This is a genomic window from Oribacterium sp. FC2011 (assembly GCF_000701645.1).
Taxonomy (GTDB): domain Bacteria; phylum Bacillota; class Clostridia; order Lachnospirales; family Lachnospiraceae; genus Oribacterium.
Genome location: NZ_JNJM01000023.1, coordinates 1 through 16,147 on the forward strand (window position 1 = coordinate 1; position 16,147 = coordinate 16,147).

Below are 16,147 nucleotides of genomic sequence, written 5' to 3' on the forward strand. Positions count from 1 at the left end.
GAAAGGTCAGCCAGTTGCACTTGAAAGGAAAAGAAAATGAGAAACCTCGTTAGAACAATATTCGTAGCAATCTTCTTCGCAGTAATGATGACACTTACATCTTTTGCACAGACTGACCTTGAGGCTCAGGCGCTTGCAAAGGTTAATGAGATAAGAATAGCAAACGGACTTTCAGCAGTTCAGTACAGCGCATCTCTTGAGACAACATCTGTAGTAAGAGCAAACGAGATCACAACCAAGTTCTCACACACAAGACCGGACGGAACAGACTGGTACACAGTAAATGCAGATCTTCAGTACGGCGAGAATCTTGCAGAAGGCTACAACACAGCAGACGATGTAGTAAATGCATGGATGGCATCACCTACACACAGAGCAAACATCTTAAAGCCTGACTTCACAACTTGCGCAATATCAACAACAACTCAGAACGGAAGAACATACTGGGCACAGGAATTCGGAATCTGATGTAAACAAAAAATGATAAACCTCTCCTTATAAATTAAACCTACGTACATAAAAGACTCTATCGGAACCAAATCCGGTAGGGTTTTTTAGCTGGTTTATTCACCTTGGTAAAATAACCCTTTGGATGTTTTATCAGATAAATATTTGCCATGTAGTCTGTGATACAATAGAAATCAGTTCAGTTACTGAAAATATCATTAATTAGCAATATAAGGGAATTAAAAATGAAAAAAATATCCGACAAAAAAATAAAATCCTTACTAATATGTGTTGTGGTTATATTCACAGCGTTTTTTATTGTATCGTGTGGGGATGAGATGATCTTTCCAAGGGAATCAGACGCAGAAAAAGTTACTACCACGAATGCAGTGTATCTTGGGATTAAAAATTATGGACAGGAGGAGGTCAATAAGGATAATAAAGACAGCTTCCAATACATATTTGAAATAGATGGCAAAGAAAGTACCTTCCGGATGGATAATGGAACCGTAAATGAGGATGGGGCATATGATTATCCAATTCAGAATATTCTGAAGGAAGGATACAGCTATTTAGTTGGTATAAGCGGTAATACTATCATTTCGGCGGAAGAGACAGGAGACGAAAAAGTGAGCTATGTACCAAAGGTCCAGGGAACTCCGGGAAAACGTACGCTTTTAAATTTTTTAAAGACCGCAATGATGCCTGTCGGAACAACGCTTTATATTTATGGCGGTGGCTGGGACTGGCAGGATGCAGGTTCCGCAATACAGACGAGAACAATCGGTGTTTCGCCGGACTGGGTAAAGTTTTTTGATGAGCATGATGAGGATTTTACCTACAAGTCAAAAGACGGGAATGAAGATAATTCCGATCCTTCAACCAGCTATTATCCTTATGGCGGATATAATGAATACTATTACGCAGGTCTGGACTGCTCCGGATATTTAGGATGGATTTTGTATAATACATTTGAAACAGAGAATGGAAGAGATGGTTATGTGGGTGGCTCCACCGGCATTGCAAAAAGGCTCTCTAAAATGGGCTTCGGTGAGTGGACACAAAATGTCAAAGCACCGGACGGAAAGAACGGATATGAGATGAAGCCAGGGGATGTCATGAGTATTAACGGTCATGTGTGGATAAGCCTCGGTACCTGCGATGACGGTAGTGTGGTCATAGTCCACAGTACACCTGCAAACAGCAGAACAGGGCAGCCAGGAGGTGGCGTGGAGATCAGTGCAATCGGAACCACAAAAAACTGCAAGGCATATATTCTGGCAGATCACTATATGTCAGAGTACTATCCCAAGTGGTATGAAAGGTATCCGGTAAAACTGGCTGAACCTGAAGTGTACTTCACTTTTGAGGGTGAAAATGCCGGTCGTTTTACCTGGAATACTGAAAATACTACAGATGGAATTACGGATCCGGAAAGGGTAAGTGAGAAAAGCCCGGAGAATGTTCTGAAAATGTTGTTTGCAGAATGAATGATAAGGGTGCCAGGGACTCTTACATACCTGCCAGGCTTCAGGCGCTAATGGTGCCGGAACTCTTGTTATCACAACTCATGATATTGAAGATTACCAGATTGCAGCATAAGAGATGCTTTATTTTGGGGACGGAGGAACAAGTTTATGAATCAGAAATTATTAATAGAGTTTAAAAATCATATCGATTTGGGGGATCTGATAAAAAAATATAATCACAGCTTCGATGAGTATGTAACAATGCAGATCGGCTTTGATGGAAACGTTTATATTTTATTCAATAAAAACATTCCGGAACGAATAGATGGAATGTTTGTTCCAACAGAGTCAAACAGTAATTATTCTGTTTTGCTGTTACAGATTGACTGGAATGAAGAAAAAATAATAAATGAAAAGTATTATGATCTTGGAGTTCAGAAGATGAATTACAGCTTTGTCCAGCCAATTTCTGAGGGCCTTCTTTTGGTATCTTCGAGATGCAGATTTAATAAAGGAAATCCGGAAAATAATGCTGCAATAGTTGATTTTAATGGAAATATAATCGATGAATTCTGTCTTGGAGATGGGATATCTCATTGCTTTGTTCATCCTGATTTAGGAATTGTTATCGGGTACTTTGATGAAGGTGTCTTTGGAAATTACGGATGGAATAATCCGCTAGGTGCATGTGGTGTCAGGGTCTGGGGAAGAGGCGGTCAGGATATATGGCAAGCAGACAAAAATATCTATGATTGCTATGCTATGAATATAAGTGAGACAGGGACTATCTGGTATTACTACTATGATGAATTTAAACTTGTCAATGCAAGTATAAACAATTCTTGCGAAAGAGAATACATTCCTGAAATAGACGGAGCGGTGTCTCTTATTATTTCAAAAGATAATCTCACAATAATGATGGATAAAGGATACGATGCTAATGATGAATTCGTAGCAAAAAAGATAATAGACGATAAGCTTTGCGATGAAGTGCATATTAGCTTTATGTATCAGGGGAAATGCCGTAAAGTCAGTTTGATTTCTTCATATGGTTCCAAAGCTGCATTTGTTGAAAATGGAACTTGTTTATTTTTAAGAAGTTTCTAGCTTGAGCCTTTGAGCAGATGCAGACATAAATCCTCTGAAGGGACTTTTGAAAAATGAGTATGGAAATAGACAGTATAGTAAACACTTTCGTTGAGCTTAGCCGAATCGATGGTATCAGCTGCAAGGAACGACAAGTTGCAGATCACCTCATAAAAATATGGGGTGATTTTGGCGTAAGATTAATCGAAGACTCAGTCGGAGTAAAATTCGGTGGTGATACCGGAAATCTTTACGGCTTTATTCCGGGAACCGGAACAAAAAAAGATGCGGAGCCGATCCTTTTCTGTGCACATATGGATACGGTATCTCCGGGTCTCGATAAAAAAGTGATACTTCATGATGACGGTCGTATAACAAGCGACGGAACCACTGTTCTGGGAGCCGATGACAGAGCAGCACTTACATGTATCTATGAGGCCTACAAAAAGATTCTTGAAGAAGGGCTCGATCATCCTCCGATCGAGCTTTTATTCACCGTGGCTGAAGAGTCCTACGGATTGGGATCAGATGCCTTTGACTATTCCATCATTAAATCAGAAAAAGCCTTTGTACCCGATGCCAGCGGTGATTTTGGAGTCTACTCATCCCAGGAGCCGACACTTGTTAATTTTGAAATAGAGATTTCCGGACGCTCTGCACATGCGGGATTCGAGCCGGAGAATGGCATTAATGCATTGGCCATAGCGGCACAGGCTGTTAGTAAAATAAAGCAGGGCTGGACAAACGACCACACTACTTTGAATTTCGGGACCATCAAAGGCGGCACAGTTAGTAATGCGGTTCCCTCATCAGTAACCCTGACGGGAGAGGTCAGAAGTTCTGTTCATGAGGAGGCGCTCTCCACAGTAGAGCATATAAAAAATGTCTTTGAAACGGAGGCTGCACATATAGGCGGGAGCATCAGCATGGACAGCGCTCCAAAGATCTACACCTACAGGATAGATCCTGAATCCCAAAGTCTGAAGCTTTATGAAAAAGCTCTTGCTGCTTTTTCTTTAAAGCCCGTACCAAAAAAATCCTTCGGAGGCAGCGACAACAATATGCTTATCAGAAAGGGTATAGATGGTCTTTGCATATTCAATGCCATGCACGATATACATACCGTAAACGAGTACACTACGGTGGAAGAGCTGAAAAAAACAACTGAGCTCATAAAACTATTGATGTCATGAAGTCAATATGATACTTCAGAAAAATATAAAGAAGTGAATATAATGTAAAATGGTAACAAGAGAAGAGGCTTTTAATCTGCTTAAAAAATACAATAAGGATCCGTTTCATATGTTGAAAATGTACACGGTACTTCTTATCGGATGCAGACGAGATTATTTCCTGTATTTCGCCCTATTTACCTGTGATATCAAAGGAATGCCGGCTTCTTGACTAAATAAGAAAGAAAACTCAACATTAGAGGAAGATTTCTTTGTAAGGACTCAGAATAATTTGATTCCAGTCGAAGTTAAGTCAAATAGTGACCAGTCAAAATCATTATCTTCGCTGATAAAAAATGAGAACTATAGCGATATCTCATATGGGATAAAGCTGGGAGACTTCAATGTTGGTAATGCAAATAACATATATACTTTTCCATATTTTTGTGCATTCAAGACGAAAGAGTATTTAAAGAAAAGGGATTGATCGAAAATTAACGTCGTAAGGAAAAGAGGCACAGGCAGCTATCGCCGAGTGGCGGGAAGATAATAGATGGGACAGGAGAGATTATGACAGAATATGAACGAATGAAGAAGGGTTTAATCTATGATCCCGGAGATGCTGAGATAATGAAAGAACAGGTCCCGTTCCAGGATAAACTCTGGGAATTTAATCAGCTAAAACCTTCTGATTATGAGAAGAAAGAACTATATATGAAAGAGGTTTTTGCAGAATGTGGAGAAAGATGTTATATAGAGCTGCCTCTTCATGCTAACTGGGGAGGACATCATGTTCACTTTGGAAGTGGAGTATATGCCAACAGTAATCTTACTCTGGTGGATGATGGTCATATTTATGTTGGGAATAAGGTGATGTTTGGACCAAACGTAACTATCGCTACTGCAAATCATCCTATAGAAGCTTCTTTAAGAGCCAAGGGACTGCAATACAATAAGGATGTCCATATAGGGGATAATGCATGGATAGGTGCTAATACTGTAGTCTGCCCCGGAGTAACAATCGGACATGATACAGTTATCGGCGCGGGAAGCGTTGTTACAAAAGATATCCCGGATGGATGTGTAGCATTTGGAAATCCCTGTAAAGTACATAGACGTGTCTCTGACCATGATATGGAATATTTCTATAGAGATGAGAAGATTGATTGGGAAAACCTGAAAGATTAATGTAATTACCCCGGCTCTAAAGAGTCGGGGTTTAAAAGGTTTATGATGATTATTTCTCCTCGGATTATAACACTTAAAATCTAAACGATTCCTAAGTGATTTTCATATATGTGACCGCGCAGTATCCGGGGGATAGGATCTGACGGACAGATAATCGGAAATTATCTCCGCTCACTATGTCTGTAAAGTCGTTCTCCACGGTCTCACCGTTTATTGCCGCGCGCTTTACGTTCTGGAACCATGATTCCTCAATATAGGGATAAAGCGTTCTGACTCTTTGCCCGATGACCGAAGCGGCCGAACACCTTCCGTATTCCTCATATTTGTGGTTAACGTAGATGATTTCTGCGTCATACAGCTCGCTGTGCTCCGAATGGATCACATGGTAAACGCTGTAAGAAATGGGAAGATCATCGAAGAGGTGAAAGTCTTCCGCCCTGGGTGTCTGCAGCCGGTTCCTGTCAGCCGCCTTTTTCTTCTGTGAGATATACAGCACAATCAGGTACGCCAGCAACGCCGCGACAAGCATTGCAAACAGGATACCCGGATTCTGCCTGAGGAAGCTTTGCAGGCTGATTCCGGCATCTTTCGTGTAATAGTAGGTTAGCGCTGCATTGACGGAAGGCGCCGGAATAGCACCCGCAGTCTTGGTAAGGATAGAATACAGAACCGTATCCGTCCGGTTTACCGCAAAGCAGTAGTCCATCTCCACACCGGTAGACCAGGTGGTAAGGTGATATTTGTCACACAGGTTGGAAATGTTATTGAAGCGGTAATTGCTGATCAGCAGGCAGTCAGCATGCCCGTCCGCAATTGCCTTGAGGCATTCAGGTGTATTTGAAAAGTAGATAGCGCGCCATTTGGGGAAATGATCCAGCAGGAACTTGTCGTAGTTGGGATTGCCCACGTTTACCGCAACGGTCACACGTTCTTTGCTTGCAAACAGATTCAGATCAGACTCGCGTATCACCGCTGACATATCCGTGCGCATCAGTGCCGGCGTAATAAATACGCCGCTCAGCTCGCCGTCATATTCGGTCAGATTATTGGGAAACACACAGTCTACCTCTCCGCGCTTCAGCGCCTCCATGGCGTCTTCAGCTGTGGCGTAGCAAGTCGGTTCAAAATCGATATGGGCATTTTCCATACAGTTTGAAGCGATGTCCAGATAATCCTTCAGTGCGCCGGTCAGCTCTCCCGTCTTCGGATCCTGTGCGCAGAATGCCAGATAGTTGTCCTGATACCCCACCCGGACAGAGCCGTGCGAGGAAAGCCATTTGATTTCCTCTATGCTGAGATAACGGTTCGGGGCAGTGGTCTGCAGGTACTTGGCGTGCAATTGATGGTTCAAAGACACATTCTCATCCTGCACCCGATTCATTGCGTTGTTTAGCTCCATCAGAAGATCGGGACGCGATTTGCTGACGGCAAAAAAGAAATCGGATGCTCCAATCCTGCATATCGGTACGGCATACTCCTTGTCGAAAAATCCGCCGGGAGATAAATACATATCTATATCGCCGCTAACCAGCTTGGCAATATTTTCATCCTCATTGCCAGTCATCTCCACGATTTCCGCTTGGACCCCGTTTGCCTCCATCCACTCCCTAAACAGGTCGATCTGGATGCTGTCACGGTTTGCGCCGACCTTTTTTCCGTTGAATGTGGAATAGTCCTCCGGGGAAATCTTCGTATGATTGGGCGATACGAAGAGATAATACTCCTCTGAGCCCATGGGAAGGGAAGAATACAGCATTTGTTCCGCCCGTTCTGCGGTATAGGACACATCGCTCAAAAGGTCAATCCTGCCATCCGCCAGCATTTGGAGAAGCTCAGGCCAGCTTTTCTCCACATATTCATAGGTCCAGCCTGAATAGGCGGCGAGCTTCTGCTGGTAATCATAGGAATAGCCGGAACGTCGGCCGAGTTCATCCTTCATGTTGAACGGTGATTCAAACCATCCTACGCGGACGATTTTTTCTGGCTCCTGCGCATAAGCGCAGGTCAGCGGAAGCAGTATCGCTGTCCATGCCGCCAGTGTCAGCAGAAGCGCCAAACGCAGTATTTTGGAGTTCTGTTTTGTCTGCTTCATCGGTAACCTCCCTATCGGCTCCGTTTGCCCTGCTTACGGATACGTTTGTTTTCGTACATGCACTCATCCGCGCGCCGAATGATATCATTCATACTGCGGTCTGTCTGCGGGTCATACGCGGCGATTCCCAATGAGACGTGTACCTGCTCCCACTCATTCTTTGCCGAGGCGCTGATCTCGACCATGGCAGTCTGAAACCATTGAACGAGATCATCCCTGTTCCGAAAATCGTCCTTCTGAAGAACAACTGAAAATTCGTCACCGCCGATTCGAAATACGGGGCTGTGCGAAAAGACGTGACATATCAGGCGGCTCGCTGTTTGAAGGTAAATGTCGCCTTTTTCATGACCGTATTTGTCATTGATGTACTTCAGGTTGTCGCAGTCAAATACGCCGATTGCAAATTCTGTTTCCTGCCCTTCCTCGTCATTAAGGCGCAATTGAAGTTCCTCGATGTAAGTTGTATAGGCGCCCTTGTTGCGCACGGAGGTCAGCGAATCGACATATACCCTCTTGTTCAGCTCGGAGATATGATCCTTCATATGTCCGGACAGCCGCTTAAAGGTGCTTGTAAGCCTGCCGAGCTCGTCGTCGCAGTCATAGGTCAGCGGGTAATCGTAATTGCCCCGGTCCACCTGATTTGCAGCCTCGGTCAGTTCTACCAGGGGCTTTGTGATTCGTTTCGTATAGAACATGATGAAAGTGCTGGATACGGTCAGAACAATGAAGGCGAGAACCATGATTTCCATAAACAACCGCTGCCAGTCTCCCTGCGTTTCCGAAATAGGCGCCGTAACGTTCAGGTGCATTCCGTTGCTCAGCGGCAGCCACGCAGAGATTTTATCAACTCCTTCATAGTTGTATCGGATGAAGGTATTCTTTGAGGCCGCGCCTTCGGAAAATACAGGCAGCTCCTCCTTGGGCAATCGGCTGACGTCGATCCGCGGGTGATAAAAGAGATTACCCTTCTCATCGCTCAAAAACGCATAGCCGTTGCTGTAAAGCCGGATGCTCTCCACCTGCTCTGCCATGGTGGAATAGTCGATCTCAATCCCCACCACACCGACAAACGTGCCTCTCCAATAGATCGGAACATTATAAGATATCACGCGCACACCAAGATTGTCCGTGATATACGGTGGGAGCCACACGGGTACTCCCTCGTATTTGGGAACTGTGAACCAGACGAGATTTGATGTATCCGACGTATCATAAAGTGTGATATCGGTAACCTCATGAACTGTAAAGCCTTCCCCTTTGAGGTCTGTGTACCAAAAGCCCTTCACCTTATCGGAGATCTCAGGGTCAATGCGATAATAGTAGGTCAGAACGCCATTCGTCTTGGACGCCATCTCTTCAAATTCTTTTTCCACGCGCTCCATGTGGCGCGCAAGCCTGTTGTCATCGAGCCCGTCCAGATCTGCTTCCACGAAAGTCGCGATATTCCTGACCGATTTCTGCACACTATCGAAATAGTAATCGAGATTTTTCTCACCGGTTTCACACAGAAGCAGAAGCAGCTGATTGGATTTCTGCTGCTCGGTGCGGACGATAAAGACCACACTGAGCAGCGCCATGCTGGTAACGATGGCGACGATCATAAGAAGCGTCACCAGTGTCATTTTCGTTCGTATGGATCGCATAATCATAACCTCTTTGAATAACCGGCCGCCGCATTCTCGTGTTTTTAAACTCGTGTGAGGCTTCACTCTGAAAGAAAAACTGACTCAAAATCGCTCGGATGAAGCGGACGGGAGAAATAGTACCCTTGCGCCAGCTCGCACTATTATCCCCCGGTCAAGTGTCTGTGCATTGCTTGTTATCTTCTGATAATACAGGTGAGTGTGCTATGGTGGCATCATATTATTTCCTTTTATATACTGAGATTATACCACATTTCATCACGAACATGACGTTCCAAATATAATCCAAAGTACCCGGATTCGCATACGGCATGGGTAGTACAAAATAAGGTTATTTATGAATTATGAAAATATAGTCCCCGGAGTTTTCCTGAAAAGACCGAACCGTTTTATCGCGGAGGTTGAGATAGATGGCCGGAAGGAAACGGTTCACGTGAAAAATACGGGACGGTGCAGAGAGCTTCTGGTACCGGGATGTGAGGTATGGCTTACAGCGCCGGGGACTCCGGGAAGAAAAACAAAATATGATCTTGTGGTTGTGAGGAAAAGCACAGGGGTGTTGTTCAATATCGACAGTCAGGCGCCAAATAAGGTGGTGAAGGAATGGCTTTCGGAACAAGGCTTTGACAGGGTGATCCCGGAGTTCACCTTTGGTGACTCCAGGATCGACTTTTATATGGAAAAGGGTGACGAAAGGTTTCTGATGGAAGTCAAGGGCTGCACTCTGGAGATAGACGGTATGGGATATTTTCCTGATGCGCCCACAGAGCGTGGAGTTAAGCACATACGGGAGCTTATAAAGGCCAAAGCCAGGGGGTACAGAACTATCCTTGCATATGTTATACAGATGGAGGGGGTATCCGAAGTGAGACCTCACAGGGAGATGCATCCTGAATTCGGAGAGGCCATAGATGATGCCTTAAATGCCGGCGTGAAGATATTGTTTCTGAGATGTAAGGTTGAGCCGGATAAGCTGTGGATTGAGCCGGACTCTTATGCTGACCTCCGACGCGCGGGCGAGTAGGGTGCGATAACATCTTCTCTACTCGTTTTTTGATGGTGTGATCATTTCTGTTTCCAGTTTCAGTATATTCCTGGCACCGTTGATAAAAACTTTTCCGGCATTGGTCGGGAGCAGCCGGTTGTGTTCACGTGTAAAAAGCGGAATTCCCAACATATCCTCAAGGTTTCTGACATGTCTTGAAAGAGCGGGCTGTGCCAGTAAAAAGCGTTCTGCAGCCTGAGTAAGCCCTTTTTCATCTGCTATAGCAACGATATATTCAAGGATACGGGTATCCAGATGGATATCTTCGGATCTTTTTCTCTTACGGCCTTTTTCGTCCTTGGCTGTATTTTTTTTATTGTTTAAGATGGTGCGTTTTCCGTCATCGGGAATTGCTTCTTCAGCGTTATCATAGTTCCCTAACCTGCTTGGACCAACAGGTGCTGACTTTTCGATTTCTTCAACTGTCTCAAGAAAACCCTTAAGCTCAAGAGATGAGATCGGTTCATTACCGGGATCTGAAAGCCTGTGCTGTATGAGAAGACCTGCAAGATAACGTTCAGGTTCTGTAAGGACATGACCCTTCGGGTAGCGTAGATGAGTGAGCTGATACTCCGGGGGATCAAGAGAGATATACCGAACCTCTTCGCAGGACTTAACATGAATTCTCGATACGAGCCCGGCACCCATTGACTGTCTGATAAGTGCGTCAATCAGTATAACGTCATCTGATTCAAATACTACAAGAGGATCAAATCCGGCTTTTCGAAAAAGTTTATCTGCGATCCCCCGGACGCTGTGTCTTTCTCCCTGGAGAACGAATGGCGTGTCTCTGAGTTCTGAAAGTTTTACTTCTTTTCGTGAAGAAAGAGGATGTGATGAAGGAAGTGCGATCAACAGTTCCTGTTTTGCAAAAGGGATGTCCTCCACCAGATCAGAGATAGAACCTGCTCCTAAAGCAATATCCGCAACTCCGCGTTTTATAAGTTCCGGCTGTTCACTTGCAAAACGCTCAATAAGCTCTAAGGCAATATCCGGGTATCTTCGGGAAAAACGCTGATATACCTCACTGTAAATGATGGCCCCTCTGTTGGGTGCTGTACAGAGACGTATCCTCTGACGGGCAGCTCCTGCAACGGTTTTCATGGAGAGGATCGTGCGGTTCTGTTCATCAAGGATCCGTTGCGCCTTCTCAAAAAATACAGAACCCTGTTCAGTAGGAAGGAGCTGTCTTTTCTCTTTTCTGAACAGACAGATACCATAGATCCTTTCCCATTCGGATAGCTGTTTTGAGAGTGCAGGTTGTGAGATGCCGAGAATCTTTGCGGCCGTTGAAAGATTCCCGCATTGTTTTATCGTGATGAGATAACGCAGCTGTTTGGTATTCACTTATCATTTCCTCCTGATCCATCTGAACACTAAACATTAGAATACTATAACTAAAGTGTTATGAAAAGAATAAATTATTCATAATGGTGATTCACTGAACGATGCATTAAAATCAACCCATACAATTAAATATCACGGAAAACATTAGAGGTTTTCAATAAAATAACTGTAGGAGGTCAAGATCCTCCACAGAAAAACAGGAGGAATACGATATGAAAAAAGGATGGATTTCATTGGTGATGGCTTCGTCTATGATGCTTGCACTTACAGCATGTAGCGGTGCAGCTTCCACACCTACTGCCGCAGCGACAGAAGCAAAAACAGAAGAAAAGAAGGAAGAATCAAAGGCTGAAGCAACTGATGCCGCAGCTGAACAGACAGAGAACAGTGATGACATAGGCTTCTTAAAGGATGAAACACTTACTCTTGTTGTACCCGGAAAAGCAGGCGGCGGATCAGATCTTGCGATCCGTTACTATGCACAGGCACTTACAGATGTATATGGACTGAAGACAACAGTCACAAACTACGATTCCAATACTATCGGTCACCAGATGGTAAAGGATGCAAAGCCGGACGGAACAACATTGACACTGGCAACAGGAGCCCTGAATATCCAGTATATCACAGGAAACAGTGATATAGATCCTATGAATGATTTCACCCTGATAGCCACAATGCAGGACAACGGCTTCAGTGCCCTGGGTGTTCCGGCCGATGCTCCTTATGATGACTTTGCAGGCTTTGTTGAGTATGCAAAAGCACATCCGGGTGAGATCAATGTAGGCATGCCGGCAGCAGGTGCAAACACATTCCTTTTCGGAAAGATCACCAGTGCTTTAGGTATAGAGCTTAATCCGGTAGAAATGGCATCTGAGTCAGACAGACTGACAAATCTTGCAGGTGGTTTCATAGATATCGGAGTAGTTGGTGTCGGTCATGGCATAGAGTATGAGCAGGCAGGAAAGCTCAAGATCATCGGAACTATGGCTTCGGACGGAACAACAATCGCAAGCTATCCTGAGGCTCTTCCTGATAACTATAAGACACTTCAGGAACAGGGATTCGAAGACTGCTATTTCAATGTTTACCACTATCTTCTCAGACCTGCAGGTATGGATGAGACTATGGTAAAAAACATGAATGCTTCCATGCAGAAAATCTACGAGACAACAAAGGATGATATATCAAAAATAGGAAACATCCCCGGATGGCATGATCTTGAAGAATCCAAAAAGATAAGACAGGCAGAATATGACAATCTGGTTGAGGTTGGTAAAGCTATCGGTCTTTATGTACAAGGCTAAATGCTAATACTTTCGGTAGTAGGTCCCTCCGAAGAAAAACTTCGGAGGGATTTTTATGCAAGAGACACACTATAACTCGTGGTTTTAGTTAAGTCTCTGTGAATCTCAGGAATAGGAGACATTGTAATGAAAATGAAACGTGACTCTGTAACAGGGATCGTGGGACTCATATGGTCACTCATATGGCTCCTGCTGATACAGATACAGACAAAACAACCTAAAAATCTACTGGAACCCGGGCCCAGGCTTCTGCCGTACGTTGCCTTTATAGTGGTATTTATCAGTTCATTAATGCTTTTTCTGAAGGGAGTAAGTGACTGGAAAAAGGATCCGACATTGGATAAACCATATTTTCCTGAAGGCGGAAAGCTAAAAGTTACAAAAAGCTACCTGATGCTGGTTTTAACCGGGATCCTGATGGCAGTTTTCGGATTTGTACCGGTAGCTCCTTTTGCGATTTTTGCATTTATCCATGACCTTAAAGGCAGCAGCTTCGTGAAACCGCTCCATGCTGCATTAATATCCGTTATCGTAACCATCGGGCTTTATGCCATGTTCGTGATCGGCTTCCAGGTAAAGCTCCCGACGGGCATCCTGTTTAAATAAAAGGAGGAAATCTATCATGGCATTGTATCTTTCACAGCTGATGATATGTCTTAGGCCTATCAATCTCCTGCTTATATTTGGAATGGTATGCCTCGGTATCGTGTTCGGGGCAATACCCGGTCTTTCCGCAACACTTGGTATAGCATTGCTTCTGCCGGTAACATTCGGATTATCAACTGAAACATCATTTATCTTATTGCTGGCAATCTGGATCGGCGGTGTGTCCGGTTCATTTATCTCTGCGGTTTTGATCGGCATACCCGGGTCTTCTTCATCCATAGCCACTTGTTTTGACGGATATCCCATGACACTTAAAGGAGAATCCCATAAAGCTCTGGCAGTAGGTATCACAGCTTCATTTCTGGGCACATTTTTTTCGGTGATACTTGCAACGATCCTGTCCCCCATCATCGCAGATTTTGCCCTGACTTTGGGCCCATGGGAATATTTTTCTCTTTGCTTCTGCGCCATCACTTTAGTGGCATCACTTTCCAAAGGAAATATCTGGAAAGGTCTGATGGCTGCCGGACTTGGCCTCATGCTTGGGTGTGTCGGTATGGATCCTATAAACGGTACTCAGCGATTTACTTTTGGCAACACCAATCTTTCAGCCGGTATTTCCACTGTCGCACAGATGCTGGGAATGTTTGCTATGTGCCAGATCATCAGGGATTCGGCACGTGGTGAAGCCAAAATGCCTGATGCGGAAACAAGCAGAAAAAAAGGTTTTGGAATCACTATAATGGATTATTTTGAAAACCTGAGAATCTGTCTTTTCTCATTTTTAGTTGGACTTTGGATAGGTTTCCTTCCGGGAATGGGTTCGGGAATCTCCAATATGGTTGCTTACGGTTATGCAAAAAGCACAAACAAATCAAAAATTCCGTTTGGTGAAGGAAATCCTTCCGGTATCTGGGCTTCGGAAACGGCTAACAATGCATCCCTCGGCGGTGCACTGATACCGATGATGGCACTTGGAATCCCGGGCGACGGCATTACAGCTATGCTGATCTCAGCACTGACTATACATGGCCTTCAGGCGGGTCCTCTTTTTATGACCAGCCAGCCGGATCTGGCAATGCTTATCTTTGCATGTGTTCTGGTATCCGCTATAGTAACTTTCATTGTGCAGATCATGACTAAGAACTGGTTTGCATATATTCTCAGGATTCCATACCATTTCCTTTATTCCGTGATCCTGATCATTGCCTATATAGGTGGCTACGGTATATCAAACACGATGTTTAACATCTACGTGATGCTGGCACTTTGCCTTCTGTCTCTGTTCATGTCCATCGGAGGACTTCCTACTAGCCCGCTTGTTTTGGCTTTCATTCTGTCATCAAAGCTTGAGGGATACTTCCGCAGGGCTATAAGTATGGATAAGGGAAGCTATGAAAAGTTCTTTACACGTCCGCTGTCACTTATACTTCTCCTCCTTGCTGTATTCTGCGTGATCTGGCCCTACCTTTCCGATTACCTTAAGAAGCGCCGTGCTGTCAAAGGATGATAAGTTACTAAGTATAATTATAAACAGTCATATTTGTCTGAGAGGAGATCAAAATGAATCAATTCGATTTTGAAGACGAGATCCGTTTTACAAAAGCGGTTTTTTATAATTTCCGTCCCATTCCACTGCCGAAGCCCTTCAGAGACGCTACCGGTGGTATGGGAACCAATATTCCGGAACAAGGTTATATGGAACTTTATGATGACACCGGTGCATGCGCTCACTATACAGTTTCCAGGTCCTTTGTTCAGACCATGCTTCCGCGTATACTGAACGGAGAAAAGAAAAGCTACAATGCATGGAGACATGAACAGTACTGGAAGATCAGAAATGCCGGTTTTCAGAGTGGAGATGCAGTCAATGTAGGCACACTGGATCTTATGATGCTGGATATCCTGGCACAGCGTGCAGGAAAGACCATACATCGTTTTCTCGGTGCGGAAAAAGACTGGTGCGCAGCTTACAAAGGCGGCGGCGGAATCATTCGCGATGATGAAGAGCTTGTGGAAGAGATGTGTCGTTATGCGGAAGAAGGTACAGATACCGTAAAGTTCAAAGTAGGATCTTCTCATGGAGAACTTGGTGAGATCATTGACATGGATCGTGATCTCAGAAGAATTGAAAAAGTACAGAAAGCCCTGGGAGGAAGAGCACGGATCGCTGTTGACTGCAATCAAAAGTTTACTGTAGAACAGGCAGCCCGGTTCTGTCATCTTGCGGAACCTTTTGATCTTGAGTGGATCGAGGAACCCATCCACAGCGCAGATTACAACGGGATAAAGAAGCTGAAAGAAATGGGTGTAAAGCAGCGTCTTTCTGCCGGAGAGTCCATGAGAGTGTACTATGCTTATGAGACATATGTGGAAAAAGGGATCGATATACTGCAGCCATCTTTAGGCCGCATGAGTCATATCGATGATCTTCTCAAGATCCGTGATCTTTGCCGGGAACATGGACTTGAATTTCAGTCCGGAGGCCGTGGCGCATACAATGCATATTTCGGTGCTTTATATGGTGACAATGAAAGGATCGAATTCCACGCGCCTATATCAGAGCCGGTACATGAGCTGATGTTAAATGTCCCGGAGTTTAAGAACAGCAGATTTACTCTTCGTTCAGATATTCCGGGTATTCCGGTTCGCATGAACATCGAGAAGATCGAAAAGCTCGGATATCTGGAATCTGTATCATATCATACACCGTCTCGCGCCTGAGATGAATAAATCCGCCGGTGG

General features: G+C 44.4%; 13 protein-coding genes. 10 read left to right on the top strand and 3 right to left on the bottom strand.

Annotated features, from left to right (window positions below; translation table 11 throughout):
* Window positions 1-36: 36 nt before the first annotated feature.
* The 5 genes from T357_RS0115090 (at window position 37) to T357_RS0115120 (ending at window position 5,362) form a co-directional block, all read left to right on the top strand.
* On the top strand, window positions 37-468 hold the full coding sequence (locus T357_RS0115090; protein WP_031554443.1) for a CAP domain-containing protein: 432 nt from the start codon (window positions 37-39) through the stop codon (window positions 466-468).
* 317 nt (window positions 469-785) lie between these two features.
* Window positions 786-1,937 (top strand): hypothetical protein, encoded by a 1,152-nt coding sequence (locus T357_RS0115095; RefSeq protein ID WP_044917143.1) that lies wholly within the window; start codon window positions 786-788, stop codon window positions 1,935-1,937.
* Window positions 1,938-2,084: 147 nt separating this feature from the next.
* A complete protein-coding gene (locus T357_RS0115105; protein ID WP_031554450.1) occupies window positions 2,085-3,023 on the top strand; it encodes a hypothetical protein in 939 nt (312 codons plus the stop codon).
* Window positions 3,024-3,076: 53 nt separating this feature from the next.
* Window positions 3,077-4,195, top strand: coding sequence for a M20/M25/M40 family metallo-hydrolase (locus T357_RS0115110; protein WP_031554452.1), 1,119 nt, complete (start codon window positions 3,077-3,079; stop codon window positions 4,193-4,195).
* A 549-nt stretch (window positions 4,196-4,744) separates the two neighbouring features.
* The gene (locus T357_RS0115120) at window positions 4,745-5,362 is read left to right on the top strand and encodes a sugar O-acetyltransferase (RefSeq protein ID WP_031554454.1); all 618 of its coding nucleotides are present in this window, start codon (window positions 4,745-4,747) and stop codon (window positions 5,360-5,362) included.
* Window positions 5,363-5,453: 91 nt separating this feature from the next.
* Here T357_RS0115120 and T357_RS0115125 read toward each other — a convergent pair whose 3' ends face one another.
* Both T357_RS0115125 and T357_RS0115130 read right to left on the bottom strand, forming a co-directional pair.
* A complete protein-coding gene (locus T357_RS0115125) occupies window positions 5,454-7,454 on the bottom strand; it encodes a transporter substrate-binding domain-containing protein (RefSeq protein WP_031554456.1) in 2,001 nt (666 codons plus the stop codon).
* 11 nt (window positions 7,455-7,465) lie between these two features.
* Complete coding sequence (locus T357_RS0115130; RefSeq protein ID WP_242840128.1) at window positions 7,466-9,055, bottom strand: sensor domain-containing diguanylate cyclase; 1,590 nt, start codon at window positions 9,053-9,055, stop codon at window positions 7,466-7,468.
* A gap of 379 nt (window positions 9,056-9,434) precedes the next feature.
* Here T357_RS0115130 and sfsA point away from each other — a divergent pair, with 379 nt between their 5' ends.
* On the top strand, window positions 9,435-10,121 hold the full coding sequence (gene sfsA / locus T357_RS0115135) for a DNA/RNA nuclease SfsA (protein WP_031554461.1): 687 nt from the start codon (window positions 9,435-9,437) through the stop codon (window positions 10,119-10,121).
* Window positions 10,122-10,139: 18 nt separating this feature from the next.
* Here the strand turns inward: sfsA and T357_RS0115140 are convergent, their stop codons facing one another.
* Window positions 10,140-11,489: a LysR family transcriptional regulator gene (locus tag T357_RS0115140; protein ID WP_031554464.1), complete on the bottom strand. Its 1,350-nt coding sequence runs from the start codon at window positions 11,487-11,489 to the stop codon at window positions 10,140-10,142.
* A 212-nt stretch (window positions 11,490-11,701) separates the two neighbouring features.
* On the opposite strand from T357_RS0115140, the gene T357_RS0115145 reads away from it, so the two are divergent.
* From T357_RS0115145 to T357_RS0115160, 4 genes are all read left to right on the top strand, one after another.
* Window positions 11,702-12,796: a tripartite tricarboxylate transporter substrate-binding protein gene (locus tag T357_RS0115145; protein ID WP_031554467.1), complete on the top strand. Its 1,095-nt coding sequence runs from the start codon at window positions 11,702-11,704 to the stop codon at window positions 12,794-12,796.
* A gap of 126 nt (window positions 12,797-12,922) precedes the next feature.
* Window positions 12,923-13,402: a tripartite tricarboxylate transporter TctB family protein gene (locus tag T357_RS0115150; protein WP_031554481.1), complete on the top strand. Its 480-nt coding sequence runs from the start codon at window positions 12,923-12,925 to the stop codon at window positions 13,400-13,402.
* 16 nt (window positions 13,403-13,418) lie between these two features.
* The gene (locus T357_RS0115155) at window positions 13,419-14,912 is read left to right on the top strand and encodes a tripartite tricarboxylate transporter permease (protein ID WP_044917145.1); all 1,494 of its coding nucleotides are present in this window, start codon (window positions 13,419-13,421) and stop codon (window positions 14,910-14,912) included.
* 53 nt (window positions 14,913-14,965) lie between these two features.
* Entirely contained in the window at window positions 14,966-16,126 is a 1,161-nt protein-coding gene (locus T357_RS0115160) for a mandelate racemase/muconate lactonizing enzyme family protein (protein ID WP_031554483.1), read from the top strand.
* Window positions 16,127-16,147 lie beyond the last annotated feature (21 nt).

Excerpts from the sequence above, each read along its gene's own strand:
- T357_RS0115090 (WP_031554443.1), top strand. The coding sequence starts at position 37 with ATGAGAAACCTCGTTAGAACAATATTCGTAGCAATCTTCTTCGCAGTA.
- T357_RS0115095 (WP_044917143.1), top strand. The coding sequence starts at position 786 with ATGATCTTTCCAAGGGAATCAGACGCAGAAAAAGTTACTACCACGAAT.
- T357_RS0115105 (WP_031554450.1), top strand. The coding sequence starts at position 2,085 with ATGAATCAGAAATTATTAATAGAGTTTAAAAATCATATCGATTTGGGG.
- T357_RS0115110 (WP_031554452.1), top strand. The coding sequence starts at position 3,077 with ATGAGTATGGAAATAGACAGTATAGTAAACACTTTCGTTGAGCTTAGC.
- T357_RS0115120 (WP_031554454.1), top strand. The coding sequence starts at position 4,745 with ATGACAGAATATGAACGAATGAAGAAGGGTTTAATCTATGATCCCGGA.
- T357_RS0115125 (WP_031554456.1), bottom strand. The coding sequence starts at position 7,454 with ATGAAGCAGACAAAACAGAACTCCAAAATACTGCGTTTGGCGCTTCTG.
- T357_RS0115130 (WP_242840128.1), bottom strand. The coding sequence starts at position 9,055 with ATGATCGTCGCCATCGTTACCAGCATGGCGCTGCTCAGTGTGGTCTTT.
- sfsA (WP_031554461.1), top strand. The coding sequence starts at position 9,435 with ATGAATTATGAAAATATAGTCCCCGGAGTTTTCCTGAAAAGACCGAAC.
- T357_RS0115145 (WP_031554467.1), top strand. The coding sequence starts at position 11,702 with ATGAAAAAAGGATGGATTTCATTGGTGATGGCTTCGTCTATGATGCTT.
- T357_RS0115150 (WP_031554481.1), top strand. The coding sequence starts at position 12,923 with ATGAAAATGAAACGTGACTCTGTAACAGGGATCGTGGGACTCATATGG.
- T357_RS0115155 (WP_044917145.1), top strand. The coding sequence starts at position 13,419 with ATGGCATTGTATCTTTCACAGCTGATGATATGTCTTAGGCCTATCAAT.
- T357_RS0115160 (WP_031554483.1), top strand. The coding sequence starts at position 14,966 with ATGAATCAATTCGATTTTGAAGACGAGATCCGTTTTACAAAAGCGGTT.